Genomic DNA, 26,097 nt, shown 5'->3' with positions numbered 1-26,097 from the left:
GGGAGCGAGCGGCGTAGCGGTGCCGCGGAGGAACCTTTGAACGCCCTATAAATAAGGTAAAGCTAACCTATCGTCAAGGGTGACGTACACAACAGGTACGCGGTGGGCGACCGGACGGCGAAGCCGACCCTACCGGCGGCCGTTCTGTGGATCTTCAGTGGATCAGCTGTGACTGCGCTGTGACTATCAAATAAAGTAAGGCTTTCCTAAGATGCCCTCGTGATAGCGCCTTCCGGCCTGCTCCCAGGCACCAAGACCGTCCCGTTCGCCCGCAGTCTCGCGGCCCACGGCGACCGCACGGCGGTCATCACTGCCGACGGCCCGGTGTCCTACCGTGAGCTCGCCGCACGGGTGGCCGAGACCGCACGCCGCCTCGGCCCGGAACGGCGCCTTGTCCTCCTAGTCGGCGCCAACACGCTCGACGCTCTCGTTGTCCACCTGGCGGCGCTGGCCGGGGGGCACCCCGTCCTGCTGGTGCCGGGCGACCATGCCGGAGCCGTGCAGTCGCTGACCGACGCGTACAACCCGGATGTCGTGGCACGCCCTGACGGCGGCGCATGGGTGCTCGACGAGCGACGCGCGGTCTCAGCGCACACCCTGCACCCGGACCTCGCGCTGCTGCTCAGCACGTCAGGCTCCACGGGATCAGCCAAACTCGTCCGCCTGTCGCACGAGAACCTGCAGGCCAACGCGGAATCCATCGCGGGATACCTGGGCATCCGTGACAGCGACCGCGCGGCCACGACCCTGCCCATGCACTACTGCTACGGCCTCTCCGTCATCCACAGCCATCTGCTGCGCGGCGCCGGCCTGATCCTCACCGACCTCTCGGTCGCCGACGCCTGCTTCTGGGAGCTGTTCCGGACCGGCCGAGGTTCGACACTGGCCGGGGTCCCCTACACCTTCGACCTGCTCGACCGGGTCGGCTTCGCCACGATGGAGCTGCCGCATCTGCGTTACGTCACCCAGGCGGGCGGGCGGCTGGCGCCCGACCGGGTCGCGCACTACGCGGCCCTGGGCCGGGCCGCCGGCTGGGACCTGTTCGTCATGTACGGCCAGACCGAGGCGACGGCCCGCATGGCGTACCTGCCACCGGACCTCGCTCACACCCATCCCGAGGCGGCCGGTGTCGCGATCCCCGGCGGCTCCTTCCGGTTGCAGCCGCTGCCGGACTGGCCCGGCCAGGACACCGGCGAGCTGGTGTACGCGGGCCCCAACGTCATGCTCGGCTACGCCGAAAGCCCTGACGACCTCGGGCTCGGCCGGTCAATCGACGAGCTGCACACCGGTGACATCGCCCGGCGTACTCCCGACGGACTGTACGAAATCCTCGGGCGGCGAAGCCGGTTCGCGAAGATCCTCGGCCTGCGGATCGATCCGCAACAGGTCGAGGCGATGCTCGAGAGGCATGGCATCACCTCCTTCTGCACTGGTGACGACGACGAGTTGGTGGTCGCCGTCTCGGGCGATCCGGACGCTGTCGACGCGGCGAGCGTGCGGCGGATGGTGACCGGCGAATGCGGCCTGCCGGCTCGCGCCGTGCGTGTCCGAGTCCTCACCGAACTGCCCCGGCTCGCCACGGGAAAGGCCGACTACCGGGCCATACGCGAACTGACCCGGCCCGAGGCCTCCGCAGACGCGGCGAAGTCCGTGGCGGCCCGGCGGACGACGCCCACCGGACCAGTCGACCTGTGCCGGCTGTACGCGGAGATTCTCGACCGGGACCAGGTCACGGAGGACAGCAGCTTCGTCGGCCTGGGCGGCGACTCGCTGTCGTACGTCGAGATGTCACTGAACCTCGAGGAGGCGCTCGGCCATCTGCCCGACAACTGGCACACGCTCCCGATCCGTGAGCTCAGGAAGCCGTCGGGGCAGCCGGCCGAGGACCGGCCGAAAACCCGCCGCCGCACCCTGGAGACCGGGGTCGCCCTGCGCGCCGTCGCCATCGTGCTGATCGTCGGCTCGCACATCCATCTCTTCATGGTCAAGGGCGGCGCCCATGTGCTGCTGGGAGTGGCCGGGTACAACTTCGCCCGCTTCCACCTCACTTCGGCCGACCGCCGCGAGCGACTGCGGAACCTCGGGCGGAGCATCACACGGATCGCCGCGCCGAGCGTTGCCTGGCTCGCACTGATGCTGCTGGTCACCGACGACTACCGGCTCACCGATGTCCTGCTGCTCACCAGCCTCCTCGGAGCGCACACCGGCTTCTGGTTCATCGAAGCCCTGGTCTACATACTGGCGGCCGTCGCCGCCGTGCTCGCCATACCGCTCGTGGACCGCACCGAGAGGCGCTTCCCCTTCGCCGTTCCCGCGGCTCTGATGACGCTCGGGCTGATCGGGCGCTACGACCTCTTCGGCCTCGATGCCCGCGGCCACATTCCGCTGGCGGTCACCGTCTTCTGGCTCTTCGCCATGGGGTGGGCCGCCGCGAAGGCGGTCACTGTGCGGCAGCGGCTGCTGGTGACGGTCGCAGCCATGGCGACGGTTCCGGGATTCTTCGGGCAGCCCGCCCGCGAGGCGGTCATCATCGCCGGCCTCGCACTCCTGGTGTGGGTACGGAATCTGCCGAGTCTGGCCTCCGTCAACCGGGTGGCAGGCGTACTGGCCGGCAGCTCTCTCTACATTTACGTGACGCACTGGCAGGTCTTCCCGCGACTGGACGACCAGTTCGCGGTGGTGTCGTTGATCGCCTCACTCCTCGTCGGCATCGCATACGCCGCCTTGGCGACGAGGGTGATGCGGTGGCGGCCGTTCCCACGAGAGCGGTGGATCAAGCTCCGTTCACGGCGGGGGAGCATGGGCTCGGTCCCGCGACCGTGAAGTGGGCGCGCAGGGCGGCGAGTACGGCATCCGGGCGCTCGGCGGGCGCGAGGTGGGAGGCGTGCGCGAGTTCGTTGAGTGTGGCGCCGGGGACGGCGTCGCTGATCTCCCGGGCATGAACGGGCGGGGTGGCCGGGTCTTCCCGGCCCGCGATCACCAGCGTCGGGGCGGTGATCGACGGCAGCACATCGCGCACGTCGTAGGTGGCCAGGGCGTCGCAACAGGCCGCGTACGCCACCGCGTCAGTGTGCCGCAGGTCGTCCAACAGGCCGGGCACCGTGAAGCCGGGAGTGAACCAGCGTGCGGCAGCCGTCCGGGCGATCGGGTCCGTGCCTTCGCGACGTACCAGCGCTGCCCGCTCGCGCCACGGCGCGGCGTCACCGAAGTGCGCCGAGGAGCAGACCACGGCGAGTCGGTCGATCCGCTGGGGGTGGTGGGCGGCGAGCCACAGGCCGACGGCTCCGCCGAGTGAGACTCCGGCGTACGAGAAGCGGTCGACGCCCAGCGAGTCGGCCAGGTCGAGTACGAGTCCGGAGAGGTCGGCGACTGTCGCTCCGGGGCCGATCAGGTCCGCGAGGGAGCCGCCGTGGCCGGGCAGGTCCCACCGTACGACCCGGTGTCCGGCGGAGAGCTCGGGCGCGACGGCGTCCCACAAGGCCGTGGAGGTACCGAGGGACGGGCCGAGCAGGAGCGGGGGAGCGGTGGCGGGGCCTTCACAACGATGGTGCAGCAACCTGTCGTTCATCGGCGTTCCAGTGCGTGGTCTGTGAGGGTACCGGCGGATCCGGTGTAGCGGGCGGGGTCGGTGAGTTCGGCCGGCAGGAGCCCGACCAGGCCCGGGACTTCGCCGAGGACATCCGTGAGGCTTTCGCCTTTCGCACGGGCCCGCTCGGCGGCGGTGGTCAGGAGCTCCTTCGCGCGGGCCCGGCCCAGACGAGCGCCGAGGACCGCGGCCAGGCGCTCCGAGCCGATCAACCCGTCGGTGAGATCGAGGTGTTCGCGCATCTGATCTGGATGGACCCGCAGGCCTTCGGAGAGTTCGGCGGCATCCCGGGCGGCGCCCCCGATGAGCCGCAGCAGGTCGCGCAGCGGCTCCCACTCGGCGTGCCAGGCGCCGGCCGGCCGCTCGTCCTCGGCCGCCATCGAGCCGTACAGCACGGAGGCGAGGGCGGGAGCCCGTCGCGCGGCCGCGGCGACGAGCGTGGCGCGTACCGGGTTGGCCTTGTGCGGCATTGCGGATGAGCCACCGCCACGGCCCTCGCTCACCTCACCGATCTCGGTGCGGGAGAGGGTGAGCACATCGACCGCGGCCTTGCCCAGTGCCCCCGCCGTGAAAGCGAGGGCGCCCGCGAGGTCGGCGACCGGAGTGCGCAGGGTGTGCCAGGGCAGCGTTGGCTCCCTGAGCCCGGTCTCCTGCGCGTACGCCGCCACCAGCCGTGCTCCCACCTCCTCGCCGGGTTTCGCCCAGGCGCTGAAGGCCGCCAATGTGCCTGCCGCGCCGCCGAGCTGGGCGGGCAGGGACTCCCGCACAGCAGCGAGCCGGTCGCGCGCGTCCAGCACCAGTGACCGCCAGCCGGCCGCCTTCAGCCCGAAGGTGGTCGGCACGGCGTGCTGGGTGAGAGTGCGGCCAGGCATCACCGTGTCGCGGTGCTCCCGGGCCAGCCGCTCCAGCGCGCCGGAGGTCCGTCCGAGGTCGTCGAGGATGAGGGACAGCGTCCGCGAGGCGACCAGCATGGCTGCCGTGTCGAGGATGTCCTGACTGGTGGCTCCCCGGTGGACGTACTCGGCCGCCTCATGCGGTACCGCGGCGGTCAGGTCCCCGACCAGCGGGATCACCGGATTGCCGCCGGAGCGGGCGCGCAGAGCCATGTCCCGTACGTCGAAGTGGGCCGCGTCCGCCGCCGAAGTCACCTCCCGGGCCGCTTCCTCGGGCGCGAGCCCGCACGCTGCCTGCGCGCGAGTGAGCGCCGCCTCGGCATCGAGCATCGCCTGGAGGAACGCGGCGTCGGAGGTGGCGGACTCGGCGGGGGAGCCCGCCCGCCCGGGGGCCAGCAGTCCGTCGTCGCTCGCGTACGTCATCGGAATCAGAACTCCAGGAAGACCGTTTCGCCGTCGCCCTGCAGGCGGACGTCGAAGCGGTACGTGCCGTGCGGTCCCAAGTGGGCGATCAGCGTTGCCCGCCGGGCCGGCTCGAGTGAGTCGAGGAGTGCGTCCCCGGGCGCGTCCTGCAGATAGGCGCGCGTGTACAGGTGGTGCAGCAGGCCGCGGGCGAAAACGGCGACGCAGATGTACGGGACTCCGCCGGGCGGAAGTGTACGGACGGCCCAGTGACCATCGGCGTCCGTCGGCACCCGGCCGAAACCGGTGAAGCCCACACCGTCGCGGCCGACGACCCGGCCGGTGACAGGGTCGTGGCGCAGCGATCCCGTCCGTCCCGTGCGGGAGCCGTCCGGAGCGGGCTGCCAGGTCTCGACGAGCGCGTCCGGTACGGGGTTTCCGGCACCGTCGAACACATGGCCGTGCAGGGTGATGGTGTCGGGGTGGCCTGCGGGGGCGACCTCGCCGCCGCCGGTGAACGGCAGGGCGTATCCGTAGAACGGGCCGACGGTCTGCGAAGGCGTGGGCGGCGTGGACATCAGTGGCCTTCCTCGGTCCAGGTGGCGGACGGGCCGTCCAGGACGATGTCCCAGCGGTATCCGAGTGACCACTCGGGGACGGACAGATCGTGGTCGTAAGCGGCCACGAGACGCTCGCGGGCACCGCTGTCGGTGACGGACTGCAGTACCGGGTCGTACCCGAAGAGCGGGTCGCCGGGGAAGTACATCTGCGTGACCAGACGCTGGGTGAACGCGGTCCCGAAGAGCGAGAAGTGGATGTGGGCCGGGCGCCATGCGTTCACGTGGTTGCGCCACGGGTAGGCGCCGGGCTTGATCGTCGTAAAGCCGTAGCGGCCCTCGTCGTCGGTGAGGCAGCGCCCGAATCCGGTGAAGTTCGGGTCGAGCGGCGCCGGGTGCTGATCGAGTTGATGCGCGTACCTCCCGGAGGCGTTGGCCTGCCACAGCTCGACGAGCTGGCCGCGCACCGGCCGGCCGGTGCGGTCGAGGATGCGGCCGGTGACGGTGATCCGCTCTCCGAGCGGCTCGCCCAGGTGCTGCCGGGTCAGATCGCGGTCCAGGTCGGTGACGTCGGTGACGCCGAAGGCGGGCCCGGACAGCTCGACGGCCTCGGGGTCCCGCATGGGTGCCGGCGGCCGGTGCGGATGGCGCAAGTGGCTGCTGCGGTACGGCGGGTAGTCACGCGGCGGGTGGTGCCCGCCGGTCGCGGCGGCCCGCACCTCGGCGATCTCGTCGTCGATGTCACGCTGGCTCAGGCCGTCGGGCAGGGGCTCGGAGGTCACTAGCCGACCTTTCCGTTCGCATAATTAGTCAGTGTACTGAGCATTGACCTATGGGTGAGAAGCTAGCTGCCCTGAACCTGGCCGGTCAATACCCTCAGTACACTGGCAGTCGAAGAGACCGAGAATCGATGAAAGAGCAGTGCGTAGGAGAGGACGGTGCCGTGTCTGCGGTCGACCTGAGCAGCCATCCAGGACACCTGGCACGGCGCCTCCAGCAGGCCCACCATCTGCTGTGGAACACGATGGTCTCCGAGGAGACCACCTCGCCCCAGTTCGCCGTCCTCAACGCCCTGGTCGCCGACCCGGGCCTGGACCAGCGTACGGTGGGGGAGCGGGTCGGCCTGGACCGCTCGACCATCGCCGAGGTGATCAGCAGGCTGGACCGGCGCGGCCTGCTGCACAAGGTGCGAGACCCCCAGGACGGCCGGCGCTTTCTGCTCCGGGTCACGGACGAGGGGGTCCGTACACATCGCAAGGTCTCGCTGCGTACGGCCCGGATGAACCAGGTATTCCTCGCCCCGCTCGCCCCGGAGGAGCAGACGCTCTTCCTCCAGCTGATGCGGCGCGTCGCGGAGGCCGCCGAAGAGCTGCGCAATCCCGCCGAGTCCCTCGGTGCGACGCAATCGCGCGCGGCACGTCCATGAACGTGTACAGACGGCCTCGGGGTCACCGAACACAGCCAGGGCTCGACGATGGTGATGGCATGGCCAACCTCGCCATGGCCACCGGCAACATCGGCCGCGACGGCGTCGGCGTGAACCCGCTGCGCGGGCAGAACAACGTGCAGGGCTCGTGCGACATGGGCTCCTTCCCGCACGAACTGCCGGGCTACCGGCATGTGTCGGACGACGCGGTACGTACGGTCTTCGAGACGCTGTGGGGGAGGACCCTCCAGTCGGAGCCGGGCTTGCGCATCCCCAACATGTTCGACTCGGCGATCGACGGCTCCTCGGTTGAACTTCGATACAGCCTCTGGTCTGCGACACCCCCTGACGCCATTACCATGCATCGATCACTGCGACAACCTCTCTTTTTCTCGGCGTGGCTGGTTATGATCTGCATCCCTCGCGTCCCCGCTCTCCCCGCCCCGAGGACTGATGTCACCCAAAGCGCCGGAAGGCCAACGAAACCTGTCGAGAATTCGTCGGCGGCGTACCCTGCGCCTGCGTACCTTGCTCATCTGGCTGGCGGTGGTCCCCACCGTGGCGATGGGTGTCCAAGTGGGTGTGACCGCCGACCGATTGCTGGAGCAGTCGAAGCAACTGCGCGCCGATGTGGCGGCCGGTGAGCGGATCGGCATACCCCTGTACAAGCTCATGGTCGAGATGCAGGCCGAGCGGGCGCTGACGGCTGCGCGGTGGGCGGGCTCTTCCGTGTCCGAGAAGGACCTGCGCAACCGGCGCACGGCAACGGACCAGGCCGCGGCCGAATTCCGCCGGTCGTCCGCCACCGCCGCGACGGGATCCGAGCAGGCGGACCGTCGCCTCCTGGAGGTGAGGAAAGGCCTCGACGACCTGGACGCCTACCGCGAACGCGTGGACGCCCGCAGCGGTATCGCCGACAGTTCGATCGCCTACTACACCAGCGTGATCACCCAGATGATCCGCTTCTACCAGGACGAGTTCAGCCACGTCGAAGACGGCGAGCTCTCCCAGGAGAGCCGCGTGGTCGTGGCCATGTTCTCGGCGTCGGAGATCCTGGCGCAGGAGGACACGATCCTCGCGCAGGCCGGGCCGTCCAGGGAGCTGAGCACCTCCAGGTTCGCCGACTTCGTCAACGCCGTCGGAGCCCACAGCTATCTGTACGACATATGGATCGTGCCCTATCTGTCCGGCGACGGGAGCGAGCTCTACGCGCAGATCAACGGCTCGGACGCGTGGCAGACCAAGAGACGCATCGAGCAGGTGGTCGTGTCCGAGCACACGGACGTCGGCCTCCGTGTGAAGCTGCCCAGGGAGATCGGCGGCTGGCCGGCCGCGCATGAGAAGTGGGCGGCGCAGTGGGGCACGCTGAACGCCGAGCGGGCGCGGGGACTGCTCGCACACGCCGACGCCAAGGCGGCAGAGCTCGAGGCGGAGGTCGCCTGGCTGGTCGCGGGGAGCGGCGGGGCACTGCTGATCGTCGCAGGCGTCGTCGTGTTCACCACGCGCACGGTGCTCCGCCGCCTGCGCGGTCTGCACGAACGCACGGTGACCATCGCCGAGGAGACGCTGCCGGACGTCGTGGCGCGTCTGCAGCATGGTCAGCCCGTCGATGCCGACAGGCTGCCCAGGCCGAGGGGGGATCAGGACGAGGTCGGACGTATCAGCGATGCGTTCGCCCGGGTCGTTGCCGTTTCCGTCGACGGGCACAGGCAGCTCGCGGACGAGCGTCACGGCTTCGGTATGTTCGCCGCGGGCATCGCCTCACGCACCGGAAACCTGGTCAGCCGCCAGTTGAGCCTCACCGAAGACCTCCAGGACACCTTCGGCCACGACGAAGCGCTCCTCGCCCAGTTGATGAGGTCCGACCAGCTGACGGTGGGCATGCGGCGGCAGATCGAGAACCTGCTCATCCTGGCGGGCGGTGAGATCCCTGACCCGCACACCGAGCCCATGCGCGTCGCCGACCTGCTGCGCGAGGCCGCCGCGGAAGTCGAGGACTTCCGGCGGATCGAGCGGCAGGCCCTGGACGAGATCAGCGTGGAACCGCGCGTGATCAGCCAGATCAGCCACCTCCTGGCCGAGCTGCTGGACAATGCCACCCGGTTCTCACCGCCGAGGTCGAAGGTCGTCATCCGGGCCGACTTGGTGGCTGACGGTCTGTCGGTCGAGATCGAGGACCGCGGTCCGCGAGTGAGCCCCGCGAGCTACGAGGAGATGAACGGGCGGCTGCACTCGGCCCCGCCGTACGCCGTCCTGGCGGAGAACGCACACAGGCTGGGTCTCTTCGTGGTCGGCCACCTCGCCGAGCAACTCCGGGCCACGGTCACGCTGCGCAGGTCGGTATACGGCGGGACGTCGGCCATAGTGATCATTCCCAAGGAGCTACTCGTGCCGACCGAGCGGGAACAGCCACGCAAGCTGGTGCCGCCCGTCCCCCCTCAGCCTGTCCCCACCAAGCCTCTCCCCGCACCGCGCCGCATCGATGAACGCAAGCCCGAACTGGTCCTGCATTCGCGGTCCGGGCTGCCGAGCCGTCGGACGCATGAGCGGTCGCAGGAGAGCATGCAGCCGGTTCGGCCCGTGGCGCTGGACGGCGACTCCCGGCCTGCCCTGCCCGAGCGCGTCCCGCAGACCCATATCGCCGAGCAACTCCGCGAGCCACGCGAACCGGAACCAGTGGTCGGTCAGAACGCGGCGACACCTGAAGAGGTGGCCGACGCCTGGGCGGACTACGAACACGGAACCCAGACAGTAGAAGCAGAGCTCCGACAGGATCAGCCATGACGACGACATCGAACGACATGATCTACAGCATCCTGGACAACAATCTGAGCAGGATCGCCGGCGTCCAGGGCGCCGTGCTCCTGTCCAACGACGGGATCAAGCTCAGCGCCTACCTGCTGGAACGGCCGCAGGCGGAGCGTATAGCCGCGGCGTCCTCCGGAATCGCGGCCACGATGAAGGCGATATCGAGGGAGGTCGGCGGTGGCCGGGTGATCCGCCAGCTGGTCGAGATGGACGACAGGTATCTCTGCATCGTCGGATGCGGGGAGGGCAGCACGCTCATCGTCGTGACCTCCCGCAAGGCACGGCTCGGGGAGTTGGGCGGCGAGGCGGTGCGGACCGCGCAGGCGCTCGGTGAGTGGCTGGGCACACCTGAGCGCACCCAGGCGCCCACGTCGTAATGGCGGACGATCCGCAGCACGGAGGCCGCCGCCGGACGCGGCTGTACGCCATGACCGATGGCCGTACCGCCGCTCCGCACACCGTCCTGACCATGGACACCACGATCACGGCCGTGGTCGCCGCGGACGCCCACGGCGGCCTGCCCACCGAGTGGCAGGCCATTCTCTCCATGTGCCCGGCGCCGGATGGGCGGGCGGTCGCCGAGATCGCGGCCCGGATGCACATGCGCCTCACTCCGATGACGGTCCTTCTCGGCGAACTCGCGGACCGCGGGCTGATCCACCACCGGCCGCCCCTGGCGGAGGCCGAGACCACCAATGTCCACCTGCTCATGAGAATCAGGGACAGCCTTGCCCGAATATGACTCCCCTGCCCAGGAAGCTGCCCCCGTCAAGATCCTGATCGCCGGGGGATTCGGCGTCGGTAAGACGACGCTGGTCGAGACGGTCTCCGAGATCGAGCCGCTGCGTACGGAGGAGCGGCTGACGGCCGCGGGGGTCGGCGTCGACGACCTCGACGGCATCGAGTCCAAGACGGTGACCACCGTCGCGATGGACTTCGGCCGAATCACCCTCACCGACGCCGGAGTCGTCCTCTATCTGTTCGGTACGCCGGGCCAGGAGCGCTTCTGGTTCATGTGGGACGACCTGCTGAACGGGGCTCTCGGAGCGATCGTGCTGGTCGACACCCGGCGCCTGGACCGCAGCTTCCCGGCCGTCGACTTCTTCGAGAACCGCGGGCTTCCGTTCGTGGTCGGGGCGAACTGCTTCAACGGCGAGCAGCCGTACACCGCCGAGGAGATCGGGGCGGCGCTGCATCTGCGTGACCCGAACACGCCCATCCTCATGCTCGACGCCCGCTCCCGTCAGGACGCCCGTGACACCCTGCTGTCGCTTCTCGACATGCTCATCGCCAAGGCAGAGACCTCTGCGCCCGTCTGAACGAAGAGGCCGCAGCGCATCAGCGTGGACGCGTCAGCGCTGATACGTGCCCACCAGTGTGCCGGCGGCCAACTCCCGCCCGTTCAGGGCCTGATGCACGGAGTCGGACGACACATGGCCGTGCAGGGGCAGCGGCTCGGACACGGCAAACAGCCGGAAGAAGTAGCGGTGCGCCCCGTGCCCCGGTGGAGGCATCGGCCCGCCCCAGCCCACTCGTCCGAAGCCGTTGGGCCACTCGCGGCCGCCGGGAGGTGTCCCGCCCTCCTCCACCCCCGGACTCTCCGGCGCGATACCGGTGACCAGCCAGTGCAGGAACGTCCCACTCGGGGCGTCGGGGTCCTCGCAGAGCAGGACCAGCTCGGCCGTTCCGTCCGGCACCCCGGACCAGGTCAAGGGAGGCGAAACATCGTCCCCTTCCCCGCTGTAGCGGCGGGGGATCGCCTCGTGGTCGCTGAACGCCGTGCTTGTGATCTCGATTCGGGTCATGTGCGCCGCTGTACCCGGATGGGCACGGAAGGCACCGGTCCGGTCGGCAGAACACTCGATCGGCCGAGGGGGCCCGCCGCACCCTGCGCGGCATCGTCTCCGGCCGGACGGGCTACAGCCGATGCGCGCAGGCGCGGACGCGCCTGGGGCAGGACGCCGCGTCGGGGGAGACCACCGCGCTCGCGAACGCGGCGGTGGATCCGGTGCGGCGGCTGAGCGGTGCGTCAGCCATGGCCGACACCCAGCCGATGACCCTCAACGGCGTGCTGCGGCTGGGCCGGGTGCGGAGCCTCGCGACCGCGACGGTCGGCAAGGACGGAAACGGCTGGCGCGATCCGCAGGCAAGAGGCCGTACCGGAGACATCCAGTACAGCCTCTCGCCAGTTCTGTTTGTACGAGGCCGGGCGCCAGGCAGTCAGTGCCCGGCACCCGGCTCCGGCTTCGGCTTCGGTTCCTGTCAAGCCGCGGCGTCGGCGGCGTCCGGGATCCAGGAGCCGTGGATCATGGCCGGCACCCGACGCGGCAGGTGGATGGTGGCGATCGGCGGGACGGACAGATCGGATGCGTCCAGGACGAGCATCCTCGAGGCGTCCTGGTTCAGGTCGCTGACGATGGTCAGCAGATAGCCGGCGTCCTCGTCGGTCGCGTCCGCGGCCGGGACGAACACGGCCTCGCTGGGAAGCTGTCCCGTTCCCACGGGCAGCAGTTGGCGGGCTCCGGTCGACCGGTCGTACTTGACGAGGGCGTGGTTGCCGATACCCAGGTCGTCCGGGAAGGAGAGCGCGTACTGGTAGCGGTGCTCCCGGCCGAGGACGTCCTCGTTGATGGTCGGGAACTCCACCGTCAGGTCGTCTGTGACCTCTTCCTTGACGTTGCCCGCCGCCAGGTCGACCGTCCAACGCCGCTGGCGGGAGCCGGAGTTGGGCTCGGCACCGCGGTCCGGGGCGCCCACCCACCAGTTCCAGGAGCGCTGCCAGCCGGTGCGGCCCACGCACGGGCCCTCGACGACGATCCGTCCGTACGCGTCCTCGTAGGCGTTGGCGAAGTGCATCCCGTACCCCTGACCGATCTCGAACCAGCGGATCCTGCTCGCGCCGCCGACGCCCCGCGGCATGATGCCGATGCGGGACTGCTGCTCGTCGCTCCAGCTGTACGGGATGCCCGAGTGCTCGGCCGGGTCGAAGGTCACCGACCCCTCCAGGAACACGACGTAGTGCTCGGTGATGGCGAAGTCGTGCTTCAGCGCGGCGCCGGCTCCAGGGACCTCCTGGCTCTGCAGGACGTCACCCTTCGGGGAGGCCACATGGTGGACCAGGAACGGCGGGAACGGTGAGGACGCGAAGAAGTGCAGCTCACCGGTGACCGGGTCCTCCTTGGGATGCGCGGTCATCGCCGTGGTCAGCTTCCCGCCGAAGTCGAATGCGCCCACGGTCTCCAGATCGGCCGTCAGCTCGAAGGGGAGCGCCGACTCGCACAGCGCGAGCAGTCGGCCGCCGTGCTCGATGACATGCGTGCCCGCGGTGCTGGCGGTCAGGTCGGGGCCCCGGTCCGTCATATACGGCGCGCCGTCAAAGGCGGGAGTGTGCACCCAGCGGTTGCGGTACCACTCGGCGCGGCCGTCACGCAGCCGGATGCCGTGCACCATGCCGCTGCCCTTGAACCAGTGGGTGGGGGTGATTCCGGGCTTCGGGTTGTGGCTGTTGCGGATCAGCCGGCCTGTCAGCTCGGGCGGCAGGCTGCCCTCGACGGTGAGTTCCGTCGCCGTGATCTCGTCGGCGACGGGGGTGTAGTGCCCGGTCAGGTAGGGCTTGTTCGTGCTCATGCTGGTGTCCTCTCCTACGCGTTGTGCTTGGGGACCGACTTGGGTGAGTGGGTAGTCGTGGTGACCTCTCGCGGAGGGCGGCGGGGAGCGGGACGGCTCCCCGCCGCCGCAATGCCGCTAGCGGCGCTCGGCCTCGGTCTTCAGGTGGCTCAGCCACGACTCCAGGGACTGTTCGAGCGCCTGCCGGAGCTGCGCGGGCTGGGCCTCGACCGGAGCTCCGCTCCAGGACTCCTCGGTGTGGACGGTGACCACGCCGTCCGTCTCCTTGAAGGTCCATACGTGGACTCCGTCAATGCCCTGCGACGGGCCTCCCCAGACGATGCGCCGGCGGGGCACGATCTGACGGACCGTGGAGGTGATGTCGAGGCCGTGGGTGAGCCACCGGAAACTGACGGCGGGGGCGAGCGGGCCGTCGAGCTCGGCCCGCTCGATGTCCGGGTTCCAGTCGGCCCAGGAGTCGATGTCCGTGTGCACCGCCCAGACGGTGGCGAGCGGGGCGTTGACGGTGATCGAGAGCCGTACGACGACGGGGGCGCCCTCGTCGACGGTGATGTCGGTGTTCATGTCGTGATCTCCTTCGGGAATTCCTGGCTGGTTCAGCGGGTGGTGGGTGTGGTCCGCGCGGCGCTGTTGCCCGGTGGACCGGGGTCGGGAGCCGGAGCCGGAGGCGGCTCGGTGGACGGCGGCGCCGGGTGACGGCGCGCCAGGAGAGGGGTCAGGGCGGCCCCGGCGGCGACGACGGCCGCCGAGGCGAGGAACGCTGCCCGGTAGCCCTCGGTGAGGGCCGCCGCATGGGAGTAGTGGTGCTCGAATGCGGCGGTACGGGATGCGGCGAGGGTGCCGAGCGCGGCCAGCCCCAGCGCTCCGCCGACCTGCCGGGTGGTGTTGACCAGGCCGCTGGCGAGGCCCGTGTCGGCGGACTGGACGCCGGTGACGGCGGCACCGGTGAGCTGTACGAAGGCAATGCCCAGGCCGAGGCCGATGACAACGATGGGACCGAGCACAGCGGCGGCGAAGGTTCCGGTCGCGGAGATACGGGCCAGCCACAGCAGTCCGGCAACCTGGGCCAACAGCCCCGCGGCGAGGGTGACGGCCGGTCCCAGCCGGCGGGCGAGCCGTGGTGCCAGGGACGACCCGGCCATGTTCGCCGCCGCCAGCGGTAGTTGCGAAAGTCCCGCCTGCAGCGGCCCGTGGCCGAGCACCTGTTGCTGATAGAGGGGAAGGAAGAAGAACAGTCCGACCCAGACGGCGCCCAGGAGTGCCATGACGAGATTGGCCGGACCTACCGAGCCCGTCGTGAGCAGGCGCGGCGGCAGCAGGGGTGCGGGGTGGCGCCGCTCGACCAGGACGAAGAGCGCGAGCAGGACGGCGGCGGCCGTCATGCTGCCCAGGACCCAGGGATCGCTCCAGCCGGAGCGGCCGGCGGTCGTGAGGCCGTAGACGAGGGCGACGAGACCGGTCGTGACGGTGACCGCTCCGGTGAGGTCGAGGCGCCGGGGGCCGCGGCCGGGAACCGGGTCGGCGGGCACGAGCACCATGGTCGCGGCGAGGACCACGGCCGCTGCGAGCGCGGATGCGTGGAAGACCCAGGGCCAGCCCAGCGTCTCGGTGAGTACCCCGCCCAGCAGGACTCCGGCGGCGCCGCCCGCGCCGGAGACCGCGCCCCACACCCCGAGCGCCCTGCCGCGGCGTGGGCCGGGCGGAAAGTGCCGCATGACCAGGGAGAGTGCGGCGGGTGCCACGGCGGCGGCACCGACGCCCTGCGCGGCACGGGCGGCGATCAGCGTCCACGGGGCGGTGGACAGGCCCGCTCCCAGCGACGCGGCGGCGAAGAGCGCGAGGCCCGCGAGGAGGATCCGGCGCCCGCCAACGAGGTCGGCGGCCCGTCCGCCGAGGAGCAGCAGCGCTCCGAAGGTGAGCCCGTAGGAGTTGACGACCCAGGACAGGCCTGCGTCGGACAGACCGACGCTGTCGCGGACCGAGGGAAGGGCGACGTTGACTATGGACGTGCTGAGCACGACCGCGAACTGCGCAGCGGCCAGAACGGCCAGGGTGGCCCCGGGACGGCCTGCGGGGCGGCCGTCGGATGCGGCGGACGAGGGCGGCGCACCGGACCCGTCGGCGGCGCCGTTCGGTGTGCTGGGCATGCGGACTCCTGTGTGTGGTTGACCACTCATTCATTGGTTCAGAAAAAAGGCGAGGCGTCGGTCCGTGCGCGGTGCGGGCCGACGCCCTGCCGGGTTGCGCTGTCAGAAGTGCCGGATGCCCGCCGTGAGGGTGCGCGTCCAGGGGGCGTCCACCTTCTCCGCGTCCATCGACACCAGCAGGTGGCACAGCATGCCGGTGGCGAAGAACTCCTGGATCTGCCGGTCCTCGCCCCCGGAGGCCCCGCGGACGTACTCCACCAGGCGGGCGTACCCCGCCCGCACGGCGTCCCGGACCGCCACCTCGGAGACCGCGGCCGCCTGGGCGTGCATCTGCACAAGCAGGAGGTCGTTGTCGCTGATCAGCCGGGCGTAGGCATCGCCCATCGCGGAGAGGACGGCCTCGGGCGAACCGCCCTTGGCGCCGGCGGCGCCGACCTCCAGGCTCTCCCGCACCCGAACGAAGCAGTGCTCGACGACCGCGACGAACAGGGACTCCTTGCTGGGGAAGAGCCGGTAGACGTACGCCTGGGAGATGCCTGCGGCCCTGGCCACCTCGGAGGTCGTCGTGCCGTAGTACCCCTTCGACGCGAAGGCTCCGATGGCGGTGCGCAGTACCGTGTCGCGGCGCTCTTCGGCGGTGGACAGTTGACGGCGGCGTTCGGATTGCATGTGAGTACTTAACCACTCACACTTTTGGGCGTCAAGGACTCAGGGTGGCCAGAGGGGTCGGACCGCGCAAGGCAAGGGGCTGGGTGTAACACGCGGTGACGGTTCGACGTGCGAGCGTGGCGGGTCCCTGTTTCGCTGAATCTGCCCGCTTTCCCTCCGAGCAAGGAGTCACCCATGAGCGTCGCAGGCGAATCTGGCGGCCGAGCGCAGCAGATGCGCGACAAGGCCAAGCAACTGTCCGAAGCCGCGGAGCGCGCGAGCGACCCGCAGGAGCGACAGAGGCTTCAGGAGAAGGCTCGGCGACTGCAGGGACAGAGCCGGCAGCAGGACGCGGGCGGCGACCGGGACGAGTTCCCTCCTGCCTGACTGGTCTGTCCTGCCGATGGCCCGCCCTCGCGTCGAGGGCAGGCCATCGGCGCGTGGCATAGGTATCTGTACGCGGCATCAGTAACGAAATGCTCCCACCCTGTGATCTTTCCGGCTTATGGGGCACCCGGGGTCCATGACGACTCTGCCTCGTGACACAGGCGACGCCGGCGGCCCGCTGGTAGTGCCGCCTGGTGTGTACCCGCCGCAGGAAGACACCTTTCTGCTGGCCGAAGCCCTGGACCGGGAACCGCTCCGACCCGGCGCGGACGTACTCGACGTCGGGACGGGCGGCGGAGCGCTTGCCCTTGCCGCCGCGCGCCGCGGGGCCCGGGTGACCGCCGTCGACACGGCATGGCGGGCCGTGCTGGCCACCAGGCTCAACGCGGCCCTCGCCCAACTCAACGTCGAAGTGCTCCATGGTGATCTGCTGACTCCCGCCGCAGGCCGCCGATTCGACCTCATCGTGACGAACCCGCCCTACGTGCCCGCCCCCGGGGGCCACTCGCCGCGCGGCGGACCGGCACGCGCCTGGGACGCGGGCCGCGACGGCCGGGCCCTGGTGGACCGGATATGTGCCGGTGCTGCCGCCCTGCTGCGGCCGGGCGGAGCGCTGCTGCTGGTGCACTCCGCAGTGTGCGGTGTGGAGTCCACGCTGGAGCGCCTCGCGCTGGCCGGCCTCGGAACAGCGGTGACCGACCGGCGCTGGATACCGTTCGGGCCGGTCATGCGCTCCCGGACGGCGTGGCTGGAGGAGCAGGGGCTTATCGCTCCCGGCCAGGAGAAGGAAGAGCTGGTGATCATCCGTGCCTGCCGGCCCCAGTGAACGGCCGCGTCGCATCACTGTGACGAAGGACGGCCCGGTGCTCGTGGAAGGCCCAGTCGAGGTGTTGCTCGAGGACGGGAGCAGCGTGACGTCGGACCGCTTCACCGTGGCGCTGTGCACATGCCGCCGCAGCCGGTCGTACCCCTGGTGCGACACCAGCCACCGACGTCGGGACAAGGGTTGTCGATGAACTCGATGAACTCGAACTCGATGAACTCGAACTCGATGAGCTCGAACCCGAGGAACAGTCCTTCGCTACGGGAGCAGCTCCATCTCCCGCGTCAGCCGCGCCTCGATCTCCGCCGTCCTGGCCGGATCGGCACCGATCACCGCATACCGCCAGGACACGCCGTCCGCGGGAGCGTCGGCGTACAGGATCACCCCCTCCCTGCGGGCCGGATTCCAGTCCAGCCCTGCCGCCCGCAGGAGTTTCACGGCGTCGGCGAATCCGTACGCCGCTCTGGACCGCCCGTTCGCGATCAGCCATGCGGGGGAGCTCAGCCCGGCGGCGCGGCCGAGGCGGCCGGCCATGACGTGCGGGGTGGTGGTGGCCGTCCGGCGGACGTTGCTCTCAGTGGCGTACAGCCTGCCGTCCGGGGCGAGGACCGCGTCCAGTCCGTACGGGCCGGCGTACCCCTGCCGAGCCAGGTAGCGCCCGAGCGCCAGGCCCCACTGCTCCAGCTCCTTCGCGGCGTCCTCCGCCATGTCTTGGAGAGGTGATACGTAGCCGGTGAAAGACCCGCCGGACGTGCGCATCTCACCGCTGAACATAGGCCGGGGCCTGCTGCGGCACGCCTCCAGCTGGACGCTGACCGACCGGGCCACGTCGAGACACTGCTCGACCACCCAGTCCCCGTCGACACCAACGAGGCAGGCCGGCCAGTCCCGCTCCCACGACGGGTCGGCGTGCTCAATACGAGAGACGAACCGCACCCCGTGACCACCGGCGGAGCGGTCGGGCTTGACCACCACCCGCTCGTGCCGCGCCAGCAGTTCAGCCACCGTCCGCGTCAGCCGATCGCGTCGGCAGACCTGCCCGGGCGGCAGCCTCATCCCCAGATCACGGGCGACCGCGCGGAAGCCGGACTTCGTATTGAGCCGGGACGTCACGTCCAGTGCACTCGTGCCCACTCCGCCGGGCCCGTACGGGACTACCGGCACCTCCAGCTCCGCGGCGAGTGCGACCGAAGGGACGTCCAGTGCGGTGGGCAGCAGTCTGGCACCCTCCCGCCCGGCGATCAGCGCCCGGAGCTCGTCCATGAGCCCGGCCCGGCGTACCGCCTCCGCCATCGGCACACCCGGCGTCGCCGGTACGGTCACCACGGCCACGGAGTCGTACGGCACGCCCAGCAGCTCTCCCGCGTAACGCCGGAAGTCCCGGCCGAGCGGCACGGGGGAGACCAGCACATCACCGGGGCGCGCCAGCCAGATCTTGCGCGGTGCCTGTGCCGCCCACTGCTCCAGCACCTCGTGGGACGCCAGATCGACGGCCACCTCGGACAGAAAGTTGGCGTAGATGATCCACGGCTCGCGGTGCTCCACGTTTCACATCGTGTCCCGTTGCGCCGGTGTGCGACAGCTCGGGCGGCGGAACCCACCTGCGTGGAGCATCCGCCCGATAAAGGGAAGATCACGGGGTACTGGGGGGATATGGCCACAGAACAGCAGGGACCTGTGCTACCGCGGGAGCGTGGTGAACTCTCGGCGGCGATCATCCGCTACCTCGGCGGAGAAACAACGTTGCCCGGAAGCCAGGCCGTGCAAAAGGCGGACGCTTACGGGGAAGATCTGCAGCTCGCTCTCTATTTGACCTACGAGCTCCATTACCGCGGCTTTGCGGGTGTCGATGCAGCACTCGAATGGGACCCGGCGCTCCTGGGCGTGCGTTCCCTGCTCGAGAATCGATTTCTTGACGCACTGCGCGCCGACGCCACCCGCCATGAAACCGTGGACGACGCATTGGCGGACCTTCTGCTGGAGCCGGTCAACGACACCGGCGTCTCTCATTTCCTCCAGGACGAGGGAGAGCTGTGGCAGGTGTGCGAATACGCCGCGCAACGGTCGCTCTATCACCTCAAGGAGGCCGATCCACACGCCTGGGTACTGCCGCGGCTGTGGGGGCGTGCCAAGGCCGGCATGGCCGCCGTGGAATTCGACGAATTCGGCGGAGGACGGGCGGAGCGAGTCCACGCTCAACTCTTTGCGGACCTCATGACCGATCTCGGCCTCGACGCGACATACGGCCACTACCTGAATTCCGGTTCAGCCCAGGCGCTGGCCACCGTGAACCTCATGTCACTGTTCGGTCTGCACCGGGCCCTGCGCGGATCCCTGGTGGGACACTTCGCCGCCGTTGAAATCACCTCCTCTCCCGGATCGAGGCGACTGGCCGCGGCGATGAACCGCACCGGGGCCGGGCCCGCAGCGGAGTTCTTCTACAACGAACACGTCGAAGCCGACGCGGTGCACGAGCAGGTCGTGCGGCGCGAGGTCATCGCAGGCCTCCTGAAGGAGGAGCCCCAACTGGAGGCCGACATCGCATTCGGCATCGACGCGACGGAGCACCTCGAGAGCCGCCTCGCCGACTGCCTCCTCGCCGCCTGGCGCAGCGACACGTCGTCGCTGCGCACCGACTCCTAGCACTACTACCTGTACTCGTCGTCGTGCAGCTCGACGACACGGGCCTGCTCCGCGCGGTCGGCTTCACTAGCCGAGTCCGGGTCGGAATCGAAGAGGCGATCGTCGTGGTGAGGGGCGATGTCGGCGTCCGGCTCTGCTTCGAACGTCTCAGGGTCGGTCGGGTCGAAGTGCATCGGTGTCTCCGCGAAGTGATGTCTCCAGGCGGTGGTTTGTGGCGACGGTATCGGTGCCGCGCAGGCGCACGCCGCAGGCGCGCGAGGAGCGCGCCGATGCCACCCTTCTTCCCCCGCCCAAACCGGCTTCACTGGATGCCCGATCAGCCGTGCGGTGCGGTGGAGATGTGGAACAGACGCGGCGTGTCAGCCGCCGGGGAGGCTGCGGGCGTTGCGGCGCTCACCGGGGCCGCGCTGCCGAAGCGGACCGGGCCGCCATCCGGGCGTCCCGGGAACTGATGGCCGGCGCCGAGCAGTTCGGCGGCGCCGCGCCCCACCCCGGCACGGACTCCACGTTCACTGGTCCGAACCCTTCGACTTCGCGGAACAGCTCGGCAATCCGCCGCTCTCGTCGGGCCGGGAGGTGACGCTGCGAATGCCGATGCGGTCGGGGCGGTAGGCGGTTGCCGGCCGGGTGCGCAGCCCGGCCGACGCCCAGCCCTTCACCGCGCACGGCCGGCTGCTCATCGTCCGCGTGCCCTGAAGCACCCGAACGCCTGCGGGCGACAACGTCCCACGGCGGGCGTTCAATGGAATGTATGCATGCTGCGAAGGGCGTACGACTACGCAGAAGCCGTTCGCTCGCCGTATCGGGCCTGGCCGTGCTGCTGACCACGGCGACGGCCCTGACATCCGGCGCCGCCGCGCCGAGCCCGTCACCCTCACCCTCCCCATCGCCGTCCGCTCCGCAGGCACCCCCGCCCCAGCCCCCGCCCCAGCTCACCAAAGCCGATGTGGACGGCGCCATCGGCAAGCTCGACGGTGTCGTAGAGAACGCGATGAAGCGAACCGGCGTGCCCGGCGCGGCCGTCGGCGTCGTCTATGGGGACCGGGTTGTCTACCTCAAGGGCTTCGGCGAGCGAAGGATCGGCCAGTCCGCGCAGGTTGGGCCCGACACCGTGTTCCAGCTGGCGTCGCTGTCGAAGCCGCTCGCATCCACCGTCGTCGCCGGGGCCGTCGGGCAAAAGGTCGTCAGCTGGGACGAGCCGGTGGCCGGGCACCTCCCCGGCTTCGCACTCAAGGATCCCTGGGCGACCAGCCATGTCACCATCGCGGATCTGTTCTCGCACCGAAGCGGCCTGCCCGACCACGCCGGCGATCTGCTGGAGGACCTCGGCTACGACCGTACGTACATCTTGAGCCATCTGAAGTACGAGCCGCTCGACCCGTTCCGCGCGAGCTACGCGTACACCAACTTCGGCCTCACCGCGGCCGCGGAGGCCGTCGCCCGCGCCAAGGGCGTCAGCTGGGAGAAACTCAGCGACGACACCCTGTTCAAGCCGGCCGGAATGGAGTCCACCAGCGCCCTCTTCGCCGACTACGAGAAGGCGTCGGACAAGGCCGTCACCCATGTGAAGACCGAAGACGGCAGCTGGCAGGCGAAGTTCGTACGGGACGCGGACGCGCAGTCGCCGGCCGGCGGCGTCAGCTCCACCGCCGACGACATGACCCGGTGGCTGCGGCTCCAGCTGGCGAACGGGAAGCTCGACGGCCGGCAGATCATCGACGCCGAAAGCCTGGAACACACCCACCTGCCCGAGACGCTGTCCCAGCCGCCGGCGGCCCCGGCCGGCCGCACCGGCTTCTACGGCCTGGGCTGGAACGTCAGTTACGACGACCACGGCAGGCTCCGCCTCAGCCACTCCGGCGCCTTCGCGCTCGGCGCCAACACCAATGTGACGATGCTGCCCGGCGAGAAGCTCGGCATCGTCGTCCTCACCAACGGCCAACCGGTCGGCATGGCCGACGCCGTCGCCCTCGACTTCTTCGACATCGCCCAGAACGGCAAGCCCACCGCCGACTGGCTGCCCTTGGTCGCCGGGATCTACGAGCAGCAGGAGCAGGCCGCCAAGTCCCCCACCAACTACGCCGATCCGCCCGCGAACCCCAAGGCAGCCCGTGCCGACAGCGCGTACACCGGTACGTATGAGAGCGCCTACTACGGAAAGCTTGTGGTCACGGCGGACCAGGACGGGCTCAATCTCCAACTCGGGCCGAAACCGATGCGGTTCCGCCTCACCCACTACGACGGCGACACGTTCAGCTTTGCCACCACGGGGGAGAACGCGGTCGGCCTCACCGGCGTCACCTTCACCGTCGGCGACCGCGACACCGCGTCAAAGGTGCGCGTCGAATACCTCGATCAGAACGGCCTGGGCACTTTCGCCCGCGCCGGGCCCGCTGCCCGATCATGAACGACCGGGGCCGCCCAGCGTGCGTACCGCGTCGACGATCAGGTCCCAGAAGGCGGGGACGTTCACGTCCATCCCCACATGCGCGTTCGCCGGGCGGCCGGTGACGCCGTCCAGGTCGACCACGGTGGCACCGCGGGTGTGGGTGCCGGTCAGTTCGACCGCGACCGACGCGGAGACCAGGCTGACCAGCTGCGGATCGATGATGTGCGCCACGGTCAGGGGGTCGTGCAGCGGCGGCGCCTCGAAGCCGAAGACCTCCCGGTACCTGGCGGCGAAGAAGGTCAGCAGCTCGGTGCAGAGCCGGCTGAGCGGGGTGTCGAGCGCGTCGATCCGCGCGATCACATCGGCCGTGGCCAGCACCTGGTGACTGGCGTTCAGCCCCATCATGGTGACCGGCAGACCGCTGGAGAACACGATGTCGGCGGCCTCCGGATCACAGACGATGTTGAACTCGGCGGCGGGCGTGGTGTTGCCCCGGCCGGTCGAACCGCCCATCAGCACGATGCGCTCGATGCGCTCGGCCAGCCGGGGATGGCCGAGCAGCAGCGCCGCCACGTTGGTCAGCGGTCCGGTCGGCACGAGCGTCACCGGCACCGGATGCGCGAGCAGGGTGTCCCGGATCAGCGTGACCCCGTCCCGCGGATCCAGTGGCACGGTGGGTTCCCCGAACCCCGGCCCGTCCAGGCCCGACTCCCCGTGGATGCCGGCGGCCACCGACGCCCTCCCGTGCAGCGGCCGGTCCCGTCCGGCCCCGATCGGCACCCCCTCGACACCTGCGACTGTGCACACCCGCCGGGCGTTCAGCGTGGTCTTCTCCAGCGTCTGGTTGCCGGCGACCGTGGTGATCGCGAGCAGCTCGATCGCCGGATGTGCGGCGGCCAGCATGATGTTGAACGCGTCGTCGTGCCCGGGGTCGCAGTCGAGGATCACAGGGACGGCCATGGGTCTCCTCCTGGTAGCCGGCAACCGTGAAGCAGTATGGACAAGTACCAGCTGCCGTCGGCAACGATGCACCGTAGCCCTCGCGCACCCAGGGAGAACACGGCCTTCGAACAGCGCAGCGCCATCGTGTTCATTACGGCTGTCGTCATCGCTGTCCAGTAGGTGTGCGGCCAATTGGTGGGGCCGTTCCTCAGGGAAGTGCCGGAGTCCGGCGCCGGTGATCACCTCCTGGAGCCCGAAACCGTGCAGGGGCACGGCCAGCAGGCTGAAACTGCGTACGTTGCCGGGCCGGGAGGCGGCGGTGCTCCGTAACTTCCGGCCGCACCGTGATCCACGCCCATCGATGACCTCACAAGACCGTTCAGACCCTGTCCCCGTTCGGCGGCTCGTACGGTCGGGCTCCTCGCTTGGTCAGGTCCGACCGCGTAGAAGAGAGGCGTGGGCTCACGCCGGGTGCCCTCGAGCCCCTACTCACGTCACGTCAGGGAGTCCGCCGTGAAAGCCCTCGTCGCCACCGACTACGTGCCGCTGGACCAGATCACGGTCACCGACCACCCCACACCCACCCCGGAACCGGGCCAGGTGCTGATCAAGGTCGACGCCGCGGCGCTCAACCCGCTCGACCTGGCGCTGATCACCGGCGCCATGAAGGACATCTACCCGGTCGACCAACCGCTGGTGATCGGCATGGACGCGGCAGGCACCGTGGCCGAGGTGGGGGAGGGTGTTTCCGGCTACACGCCGGGTGATCCTGTGCTCGCCTTCACCGGATTCGTGGGTGCCGTTGCCCAGTACACGGTGGCGTCGCCCGGCCCCCTGCTGGCCCTGCGGCCTCCGGGCCTGGACAGCCTGCACGCGGCGTGCATTCCCGAATCGGGCCTGACCGCGGTCTGCCTGCTGCGCGCCGTCCGGCTCGCGGCGGGCGAGAGCGTGCTCGTGATCGGAGCCACCGGGGGGATCGGGCTGTACGCCGTGCAACTTGCCCACGCGCTCGGGTCCCGGGTGATCGCCACGGCGACCGCGGATGACGAGGAATACCTGCGCGGCCTCGGCGCCGCAGACACCGTCGACTACAAGACCGGCGACGTGGTCGAGGAGACCTTGCGCCTGGTGCCCGGCGGCGTCGACGTCGTCGTGGACCTGGTCAACTCGGGCGACGGGCTCACGGGCACGGCGCGTGCGGCCCGGCCTGGAAGACCTGGCAGCGCGGGCGGCGGACGGGCGCCTGCGGGTCGAGATCGGCGCACGCTACTCCTTGGAAGACGCCGTACAGGCCGTCGCCGACTTCGCCGGGAAGCACATCCGGGGCAAGGTCGTCATCGAGATCCCACAGCGGATGTGACGTGACGTCACGAATGCGCACCACCCCCGACCTACGAAAGGCACAGCCCTCATGAAGCGCAGGACCCTCGGTGGCACCGGCATCTCGGTCAGCGAATACGCGCTCGGCGCGATGATGTTCGGCGCCTGGGGCAACGGCGACCACGACGAGTCGGTCCGTATGATCCACCGGGCCCTGGACGCGGGCATCAACTTCGTGGACACCGCCGACATCTACAGCCAGGGTGAATCGGAGGAGATCGTCGGCAAGGCGCTCAAGGGCCGCCGGGGTGGCGTCGTGCTCGCCACGAAGGTCAGCAGCCCGATGGGCGAGGATCCCAACGAAAGGGGAAACTCGCGGCGCTGGCTCACCCGCGCCGTCGAGAACAGCCTGCGGCGCCTGGGCACCGACCACATCGACCTCTACCAGGTCCACCGCCCCGACCGAGCCACCGACATCGACGAGACCCTGTCCGCCCTCTCCGACCTCGTACGCGCGGGGAAGGTGCGCGCCATCGGCCACTCCACCTTCCCGGCGGAACAGATCGTCGAGGCCCAGTGGACGGCCGAGCGGCGCGGCCACATCCGCTTCAGGACCGAGCAGCCGCCGTACTCGATCCTGGCCCGGGGCGTGGAGACCGCGGTGCTGCCGGCCGCCCAGCGCTACGGCATGGGCGTGCTGACCTGGGGCCCGCTCAGCGCGGGCTGGCTCTCCGGCAAGTACAGGAAGCCGTCGGACGTCGACCTGACGGCGGGCAGCGGGCGAGCCGTGCTCGAGCAGCACAAGTTCGACCCGTCGGTGCCGGGCAACGCCCGCAAGCTGGAGGCCGTCGGCGAGCTGAGGAATCTCGCCGACGAGACGGGCCTGAAGCTTGCGCACCTGGCGATCGCGTTCGTACGGGCCCATCCGGCCGTCACTTCGGTGATCATCGGCCCGCGGACACCCGCCCACCTCGAGGACCTGCTGGAAGGCGTGGGCGTCGAGCTGAGCGAGGACGTGCTGGACCGGATCGACGAGATCGTGCCTCCGGGCACGGACCTGAACCGGGGCGACTCCTACTACACACCGCCTGCGCTGGCCGACAAGTCCCTGCGCCGCCGCTGAAGGGGAACGGCGCTCATCACGGCATGATCTCCAGCGGGTCGTACTGGTGCGGCCGGTCGCCGACCCAGTCGGTCCAGGTGGGGTCGTCGAGAAGGTCTGCGGCGTCCGGCAGTCCGGCCTGGCGGAGGAACTCCAGCAGATGCGCATCGGAGTGGGCGAGGCCCATGATCTGGTCCCGGACCGTGACCCGGCGGCCACCGGAGGCGGAGATCCGGTGCACGACGATCGGCGGGCGTCCCGACATGCCTCCAGCGTCCATCCAGATGGGCCCGGAGGCACCCGCGCCAGGCCCGACCGAGCGCTAGCGCGCCCCAGGGCCGCCACTTACAGTTGCACATATCGGACCAGAACGCCGTATTGATCTCGATCGTGCATC

26 protein-coding genes and 3 pseudogenes are annotated in these 26,097 nt (G+C 69.9%); 15 read left to right on the top strand and 14 right to left on the bottom strand.

The window, feature by feature from the left end:
* Positions 1 to 219: 219 nt before the first annotated feature.
* Positions 220 to 2,823 (top strand): AMP-binding protein, encoded by a 2,604-nt coding sequence (locus ACH492_RS12685; RefSeq protein ID WP_398985607.1) that lies wholly within the window; start codon positions 220 to 222, stop codon positions 2,821 to 2,823.
* On the opposite strand, the pseudogene pcaD reads toward ACH492_RS12685, so the two are convergent.
* The 4 genes and pseudogenes from pcaD to pcaH form a co-directional block, all read right to left on the bottom strand.
* Positions 2,822 to 3,568, bottom strand: a pseudogene (pcaD, locus tag ACH492_RS12680) (3-oxoadipate enol-lactonase); the annotation flags it as partial. The gene ACH492_RS12685 and the pseudogene pcaD overlap by 2 nt on opposite strands.
* Entirely contained in the window at positions 3,565 to 4,902 is a 1,338-nt protein-coding gene (pcaB, locus tag ACH492_RS12675; protein ID WP_398985606.1) for a 3-carboxy-cis,cis-muconate cycloisomerase, read from the bottom strand. The gene pcaB and the pseudogene pcaD, both read right to left, overlap by 4 nt.
* A 5-nt stretch (positions 4,903 to 4,907) precedes the next feature.
* On the bottom strand, positions 4,908 to 5,459 hold the full coding sequence (pcaG, locus tag ACH492_RS12670) for a protocatechuate 3,4-dioxygenase subunit alpha (protein ID WP_398985605.1): 552 nt from the start codon (positions 5,457 to 5,459) through the stop codon (positions 4,908 to 4,910).
* On the bottom strand, positions 5,459 to 6,220 hold the full coding sequence (gene pcaH, locus ACH492_RS12665; RefSeq protein ID WP_398985603.1) for a protocatechuate 3,4-dioxygenase subunit beta: 762 nt from the start codon (positions 6,218 to 6,220) through the stop codon (positions 5,459 to 5,461). The genes pcaG and pcaH overlap by 1 nt, the downstream gene beginning before the upstream one ends.
* Before the next feature lie 161 nt (positions 6,221 to 6,381).
* On the opposite strand from pcaH, the gene ACH492_RS12660 reads away from it, so the two are divergent.
* The 6 genes and pseudogenes from ACH492_RS12660 (at position 6,382) to ACH492_RS12635 (ending at position 10,991) form a co-directional block, all read left to right on the top strand.
* Positions 6,382 to 6,864, top strand: coding sequence for a MarR family winged helix-turn-helix transcriptional regulator (locus tag ACH492_RS12660; RefSeq protein ID WP_398985601.1), 483 nt, complete (start codon positions 6,382 to 6,384; stop codon positions 6,862 to 6,864).
* Positions 6,865 to 6,879: 15 nt separating this feature from the next.
* Positions 6,880 to 7,160: pseudogene (locus ACH492_RS12655) on the top strand (molybdopterin-dependent oxidoreductase); the annotation flags it as partial.
* Between the two features lie 232 nt (positions 7,161 to 7,392).
* Positions 7,393 to 9,648 carry a nitrate- and nitrite sensing domain-containing protein gene (locus tag ACH492_RS12650; RefSeq protein ID WP_398985599.1) on the top strand — a complete coding sequence of 752 codons (2,256 nt, stop codon included), beginning with the start codon at positions 7,393 to 7,395 and terminating at the stop codon, positions 9,646 to 9,648.
* Entirely contained in the window at positions 9,645 to 10,049 is a 405-nt protein-coding gene (locus ACH492_RS12645) for a roadblock/LC7 domain-containing protein (protein WP_307665060.1), read from the top strand. The genes ACH492_RS12650 and ACH492_RS12645 overlap by 4 nt, the downstream gene beginning before the upstream one ends.
* Positions 10,050 to 10,099: 50 nt before the next feature.
* Entirely contained in the window at positions 10,100 to 10,414 is a 315-nt protein-coding gene (locus ACH492_RS12640; protein WP_398985597.1) for a DUF742 domain-containing protein, read from the top strand.
* Positions 10,401 to 10,991 (top strand): GTP-binding protein, encoded by a 591-nt coding sequence (locus ACH492_RS12635; RefSeq protein WP_398985595.1) that lies wholly within the window; start codon positions 10,401 to 10,403, stop codon positions 10,989 to 10,991. The genes ACH492_RS12640 and ACH492_RS12635 overlap by 14 nt, the downstream gene beginning before the upstream one ends.
* Positions 10,992 to 11,024: 33 nt before the next feature.
* On the opposite strand, the gene ACH492_RS12630 is transcribed toward ACH492_RS12635, so the two are convergent.
* The 5 genes from ACH492_RS12630 to ACH492_RS12610 form a co-directional block, all read right to left on the bottom strand.
* Entirely contained in the window at positions 11,025 to 11,477 is a 453-nt protein-coding gene (locus ACH492_RS12630; RefSeq protein WP_398985593.1) for a YbhB/YbcL family Raf kinase inhibitor-like protein, read from the bottom strand.
* 457 nt (positions 11,478 to 11,934) lie between these two features.
* The gene (locus ACH492_RS12625; protein ID WP_398985591.1) at positions 11,935 to 13,299 is read right to left on the bottom strand and encodes a carotenoid oxygenase family protein; all 1,365 of its coding nucleotides are present in this window, start codon (positions 13,297 to 13,299) and stop codon (positions 11,935 to 11,937) included.
* Positions 13,300 to 13,416: 117 nt separating this feature from the next.
* Entirely contained in the window at positions 13,417 to 13,863 is a 447-nt protein-coding gene (locus ACH492_RS12620; RefSeq protein WP_398985589.1) for an SRPBCC family protein, read from the bottom strand.
* A 32-nt stretch (positions 13,864 to 13,895) separates the two neighbouring features.
* The gene (locus ACH492_RS12615; RefSeq protein WP_398985587.1) at positions 13,896 to 15,446 is read right to left on the bottom strand and encodes an MFS transporter; all 1,551 of its coding nucleotides are present in this window, start codon (positions 15,444 to 15,446) and stop codon (positions 13,896 to 13,898) included.
* A 102-nt stretch (positions 15,447 to 15,548) separates the two neighbouring features.
* Complete coding sequence (locus tag ACH492_RS12610; RefSeq protein WP_398985585.1) at positions 15,549 to 16,115, bottom strand: TetR/AcrR family transcriptional regulator; 567 nt, start codon at positions 16,113 to 16,115, stop codon at positions 15,549 to 15,551.
* 174 nt (positions 16,116 to 16,289) lie between these two features.
* Here ACH492_RS12610 and ACH492_RS12605 point away from each other — a divergent pair, with 174 nt between their 5' ends.
* From ACH492_RS12605 to ACH492_RS12595, 3 genes are all read left to right on the top strand, one after another.
* Positions 16,290 to 16,481, top strand: a complete 192-nt coding sequence (locus ACH492_RS12605; protein ID WP_398985583.1) for a DUF6381 family protein — start codon at positions 16,290 to 16,292, stop codon at positions 16,479 to 16,481.
* Positions 16,482 to 16,617: 136 nt separating this feature from the next.
* Positions 16,618 to 17,307 (top strand): HemK2/MTQ2 family protein methyltransferase, encoded by a 690-nt coding sequence (locus ACH492_RS12600; RefSeq protein ID WP_398985581.1) that lies wholly within the window; start codon positions 16,618 to 16,620, stop codon positions 17,305 to 17,307.
* Entirely contained in the window at positions 17,288 to 17,497 is a 210-nt protein-coding gene (locus ACH492_RS12595) for a CDGSH iron-sulfur domain-containing protein (protein ID WP_398985579.1), read from the top strand. Before ACH492_RS12600 ends, ACH492_RS12595 begins: the two co-directional genes overlap by 20 nt.
* Before the next feature lie 65 nt (positions 17,498 to 17,562).
* On the opposite strand, the gene ACH492_RS12590 is transcribed toward ACH492_RS12595, so the two are convergent.
* On the bottom strand, positions 17,563 to 18,849 hold the full coding sequence (locus tag ACH492_RS12590; RefSeq protein WP_398985577.1) for a peptide ligase PGM1-related protein: 1,287 nt from the start codon (positions 18,847 to 18,849) through the stop codon (positions 17,563 to 17,565).
* 108 nt (positions 18,850 to 18,957) lie between these two features.
* Here ACH492_RS12590 and ACH492_RS12585 point away from each other — a divergent pair, with 108 nt between their 5' ends.
* Positions 18,958 to 19,947 carry an iron-containing redox enzyme family protein gene (locus ACH492_RS12585; protein ID WP_398985575.1) on the top strand — a complete coding sequence of 330 codons (990 nt, stop codon included), beginning with the start codon at positions 18,958 to 18,960 and terminating at the stop codon, positions 19,945 to 19,947.
* A gap of 5 nt (positions 19,948 to 19,952) precedes the next feature.
* Here ACH492_RS12585 and ACH492_RS12580 read toward each other — a convergent pair whose 3' ends face one another.
* Positions 19,953 to 20,120 carry a hypothetical protein gene (locus ACH492_RS12580; RefSeq protein WP_398985573.1) on the bottom strand — a complete coding sequence of 56 codons (168 nt, stop codon included), beginning with the start codon at positions 20,118 to 20,120 and terminating at the stop codon, positions 19,953 to 19,955.
* A 336-nt stretch (positions 20,121 to 20,456) separates the two neighbouring features.
* Entirely contained in the window at positions 20,457 to 20,627 is a 171-nt protein-coding gene (locus ACH492_RS12575) for a hypothetical protein (RefSeq protein WP_398985571.1), read from the bottom strand.
* Between the two features lie 71 nt (positions 20,628 to 20,698).
* Between ACH492_RS12575 and ACH492_RS12570 the strand changes: the two genes are divergently transcribed.
* Complete coding sequence (locus tag ACH492_RS12570; protein WP_398985569.1) at positions 20,699 to 22,354, top strand: serine hydrolase; 1,656 nt, start codon at positions 20,699 to 20,701, stop codon at positions 22,352 to 22,354.
* On the opposite strand, the gene ACH492_RS12565 is transcribed toward ACH492_RS12570, so the two are convergent.
* Positions 22,349 to 23,296: a nucleoside hydrolase gene (locus tag ACH492_RS12565; RefSeq protein WP_398985567.1), complete on the bottom strand. Its 948-nt coding sequence runs from the start codon at positions 23,294 to 23,296 to the stop codon at positions 22,349 to 22,351. The genes ACH492_RS12570 and ACH492_RS12565 overlap by 6 nt on opposite strands.
* Before the next feature lie 438 nt (positions 23,297 to 23,734).
* On the opposite strand from ACH492_RS12565, the pseudogene ACH492_RS12560 reads away from it, so the two are divergent.
* The 3 genes and pseudogenes from ACH492_RS12560 to ACH492_RS12550 all read left to right on the top strand — a co-directional run.
* Positions 23,735 to 24,478, top strand: a pseudogene (locus tag ACH492_RS12560) (NADP-dependent oxidoreductase); the annotation flags it as partial.
* On the top strand, positions 24,474 to 24,638 hold the full coding sequence (locus ACH492_RS12555) for a zinc-binding dehydrogenase (RefSeq protein WP_398986213.1): 165 nt from the start codon (positions 24,474 to 24,476) through the stop codon (positions 24,636 to 24,638). The pseudogene ACH492_RS12560 and the gene ACH492_RS12555, both read left to right, overlap by 5 nt.
* Positions 24,639 to 24,689: 51 nt before the next feature.
* The gene (locus ACH492_RS12550) at positions 24,690 to 25,721 is read left to right on the top strand and encodes an aldo/keto reductase (RefSeq protein ID WP_398985565.1); all 1,032 of its coding nucleotides are present in this window, start codon (positions 24,690 to 24,692) and stop codon (positions 25,719 to 25,721) included.
* Positions 25,722 to 25,737: 16 nt separating this feature from the next.
* Here ACH492_RS12550 and ACH492_RS12545 read toward each other — a convergent pair whose 3' ends face one another.
* On the bottom strand, positions 25,738 to 25,965 hold the full coding sequence (locus ACH492_RS12545; protein ID WP_398985563.1) for a hypothetical protein: 228 nt from the start codon (positions 25,963 to 25,965) through the stop codon (positions 25,738 to 25,740).
* Positions 25,966 to 26,097: the final 132 nt, after the last annotated feature.

The organism is Streptomyces sp. NPDC019443 (assembly GCF_044389785.1).
Lineage (GTDB): Bacteria > Actinomycetota > Actinomycetes > Streptomycetales > Streptomycetaceae > Streptomyces.
This window is presented reverse-complemented; position numbering and strand designations above follow the sequence as displayed.

Coding starts and splice junctions, on each gene's coding strand:
- ACH492_RS12600 (WP_398985581.1), top strand. CDS start 16,618: ATGACGACTCTGCCTCGTGACACAGGCGACGCCGGCGGCCCGCTGGTA.
- ACH492_RS12625 (WP_398985591.1), bottom strand. CDS start 13,299: ATGAGCACGAACAAGCCCTACCTGACCGGGCACTACACCCCCGTCGCC.
- ACH492_RS12610 (WP_398985585.1), bottom strand. CDS start 16,115: ATGCAATCCGAACGCCGCCGTCAACTGTCCACCGCCGAAGAGCGCCGC.
- pcaB (WP_398985606.1), bottom strand. CDS start 4,902: ATGACGTACGCGAGCGACGACGGACTGCTGGCCCCCGGGCGGGCGGGC.
- ACH492_RS12645 (WP_307665060.1), top strand. CDS start 9,645: ATGACGACGACATCGAACGACATGATCTACAGCATCCTGGACAACAAT.
- ACH492_RS12640 (WP_398985597.1), top strand. CDS start 10,100: ATGACCGATGGCCGTACCGCCGCTCCGCACACCGTCCTGACCATGGAC.
- ACH492_RS12620 (WP_398985589.1), bottom strand. CDS start 13,863: ATGAACACCGACATCACCGTCGACGAGGGCGCCCCCGTCGTCGTACGG.
- ACH492_RS12605 (WP_398985583.1), top strand. CDS start 16,290: ATGAGCGTCGCAGGCGAATCTGGCGGCCGAGCGCAGCAGATGCGCGAC.
- ACH492_RS12585 (WP_398985575.1), top strand. CDS start 18,958: ATGGCCACAGAACAGCAGGGACCTGTGCTACCGCGGGAGCGTGGTGAA.
- ACH492_RS12630 (WP_398985593.1), bottom strand. CDS start 11,477: ATGACCCGAATCGAGATCACAAGCACGGCGTTCAGCGACCACGAGGCG.
- ACH492_RS12565 (WP_398985567.1), bottom strand. CDS start 23,296: ATGGCCGTCCCTGTGATCCTCGACTGCGACCCCGGGCACGACGACGCG.
- ACH492_RS12575 (WP_398985571.1), bottom strand. CDS start 20,627: ATGAGCAGCCGGCCGTGCGCGGTGAAGGGCTGGGCGTCGGCCGGGCTG.
- ACH492_RS12545 (WP_398985563.1), bottom strand. CDS start 25,965: ATGTCGGGACGCCCGCCGATCGTCGTGCACCGGATCTCCGCCTCCGGT.
- ACH492_RS12570 (WP_398985569.1), top strand. CDS start 20,699: ATGCATGCTGCGAAGGGCGTACGACTACGCAGAAGCCGTTCGCTCGCC.
- ACH492_RS12580 (WP_398985573.1), bottom strand. CDS start 20,120: ATGCACTTCGACCCGACCGACCCTGAGACGTTCGAAGCAGAGCCGGAC.
- pcaG (WP_398985605.1), bottom strand. CDS start 5,459: ATGTCCACGCCGCCCACGCCTTCGCAGACCGTCGGCCCGTTCTACGGA.
- ACH492_RS12615 (WP_398985587.1), bottom strand. CDS start 15,446: ATGCCCAGCACACCGAACGGCGCCGCCGACGGGTCCGGTGCGCCGCCC.
- ACH492_RS12550 (WP_398985565.1), top strand. CDS start 24,690: ATGAAGCGCAGGACCCTCGGTGGCACCGGCATCTCGGTCAGCGAATAC.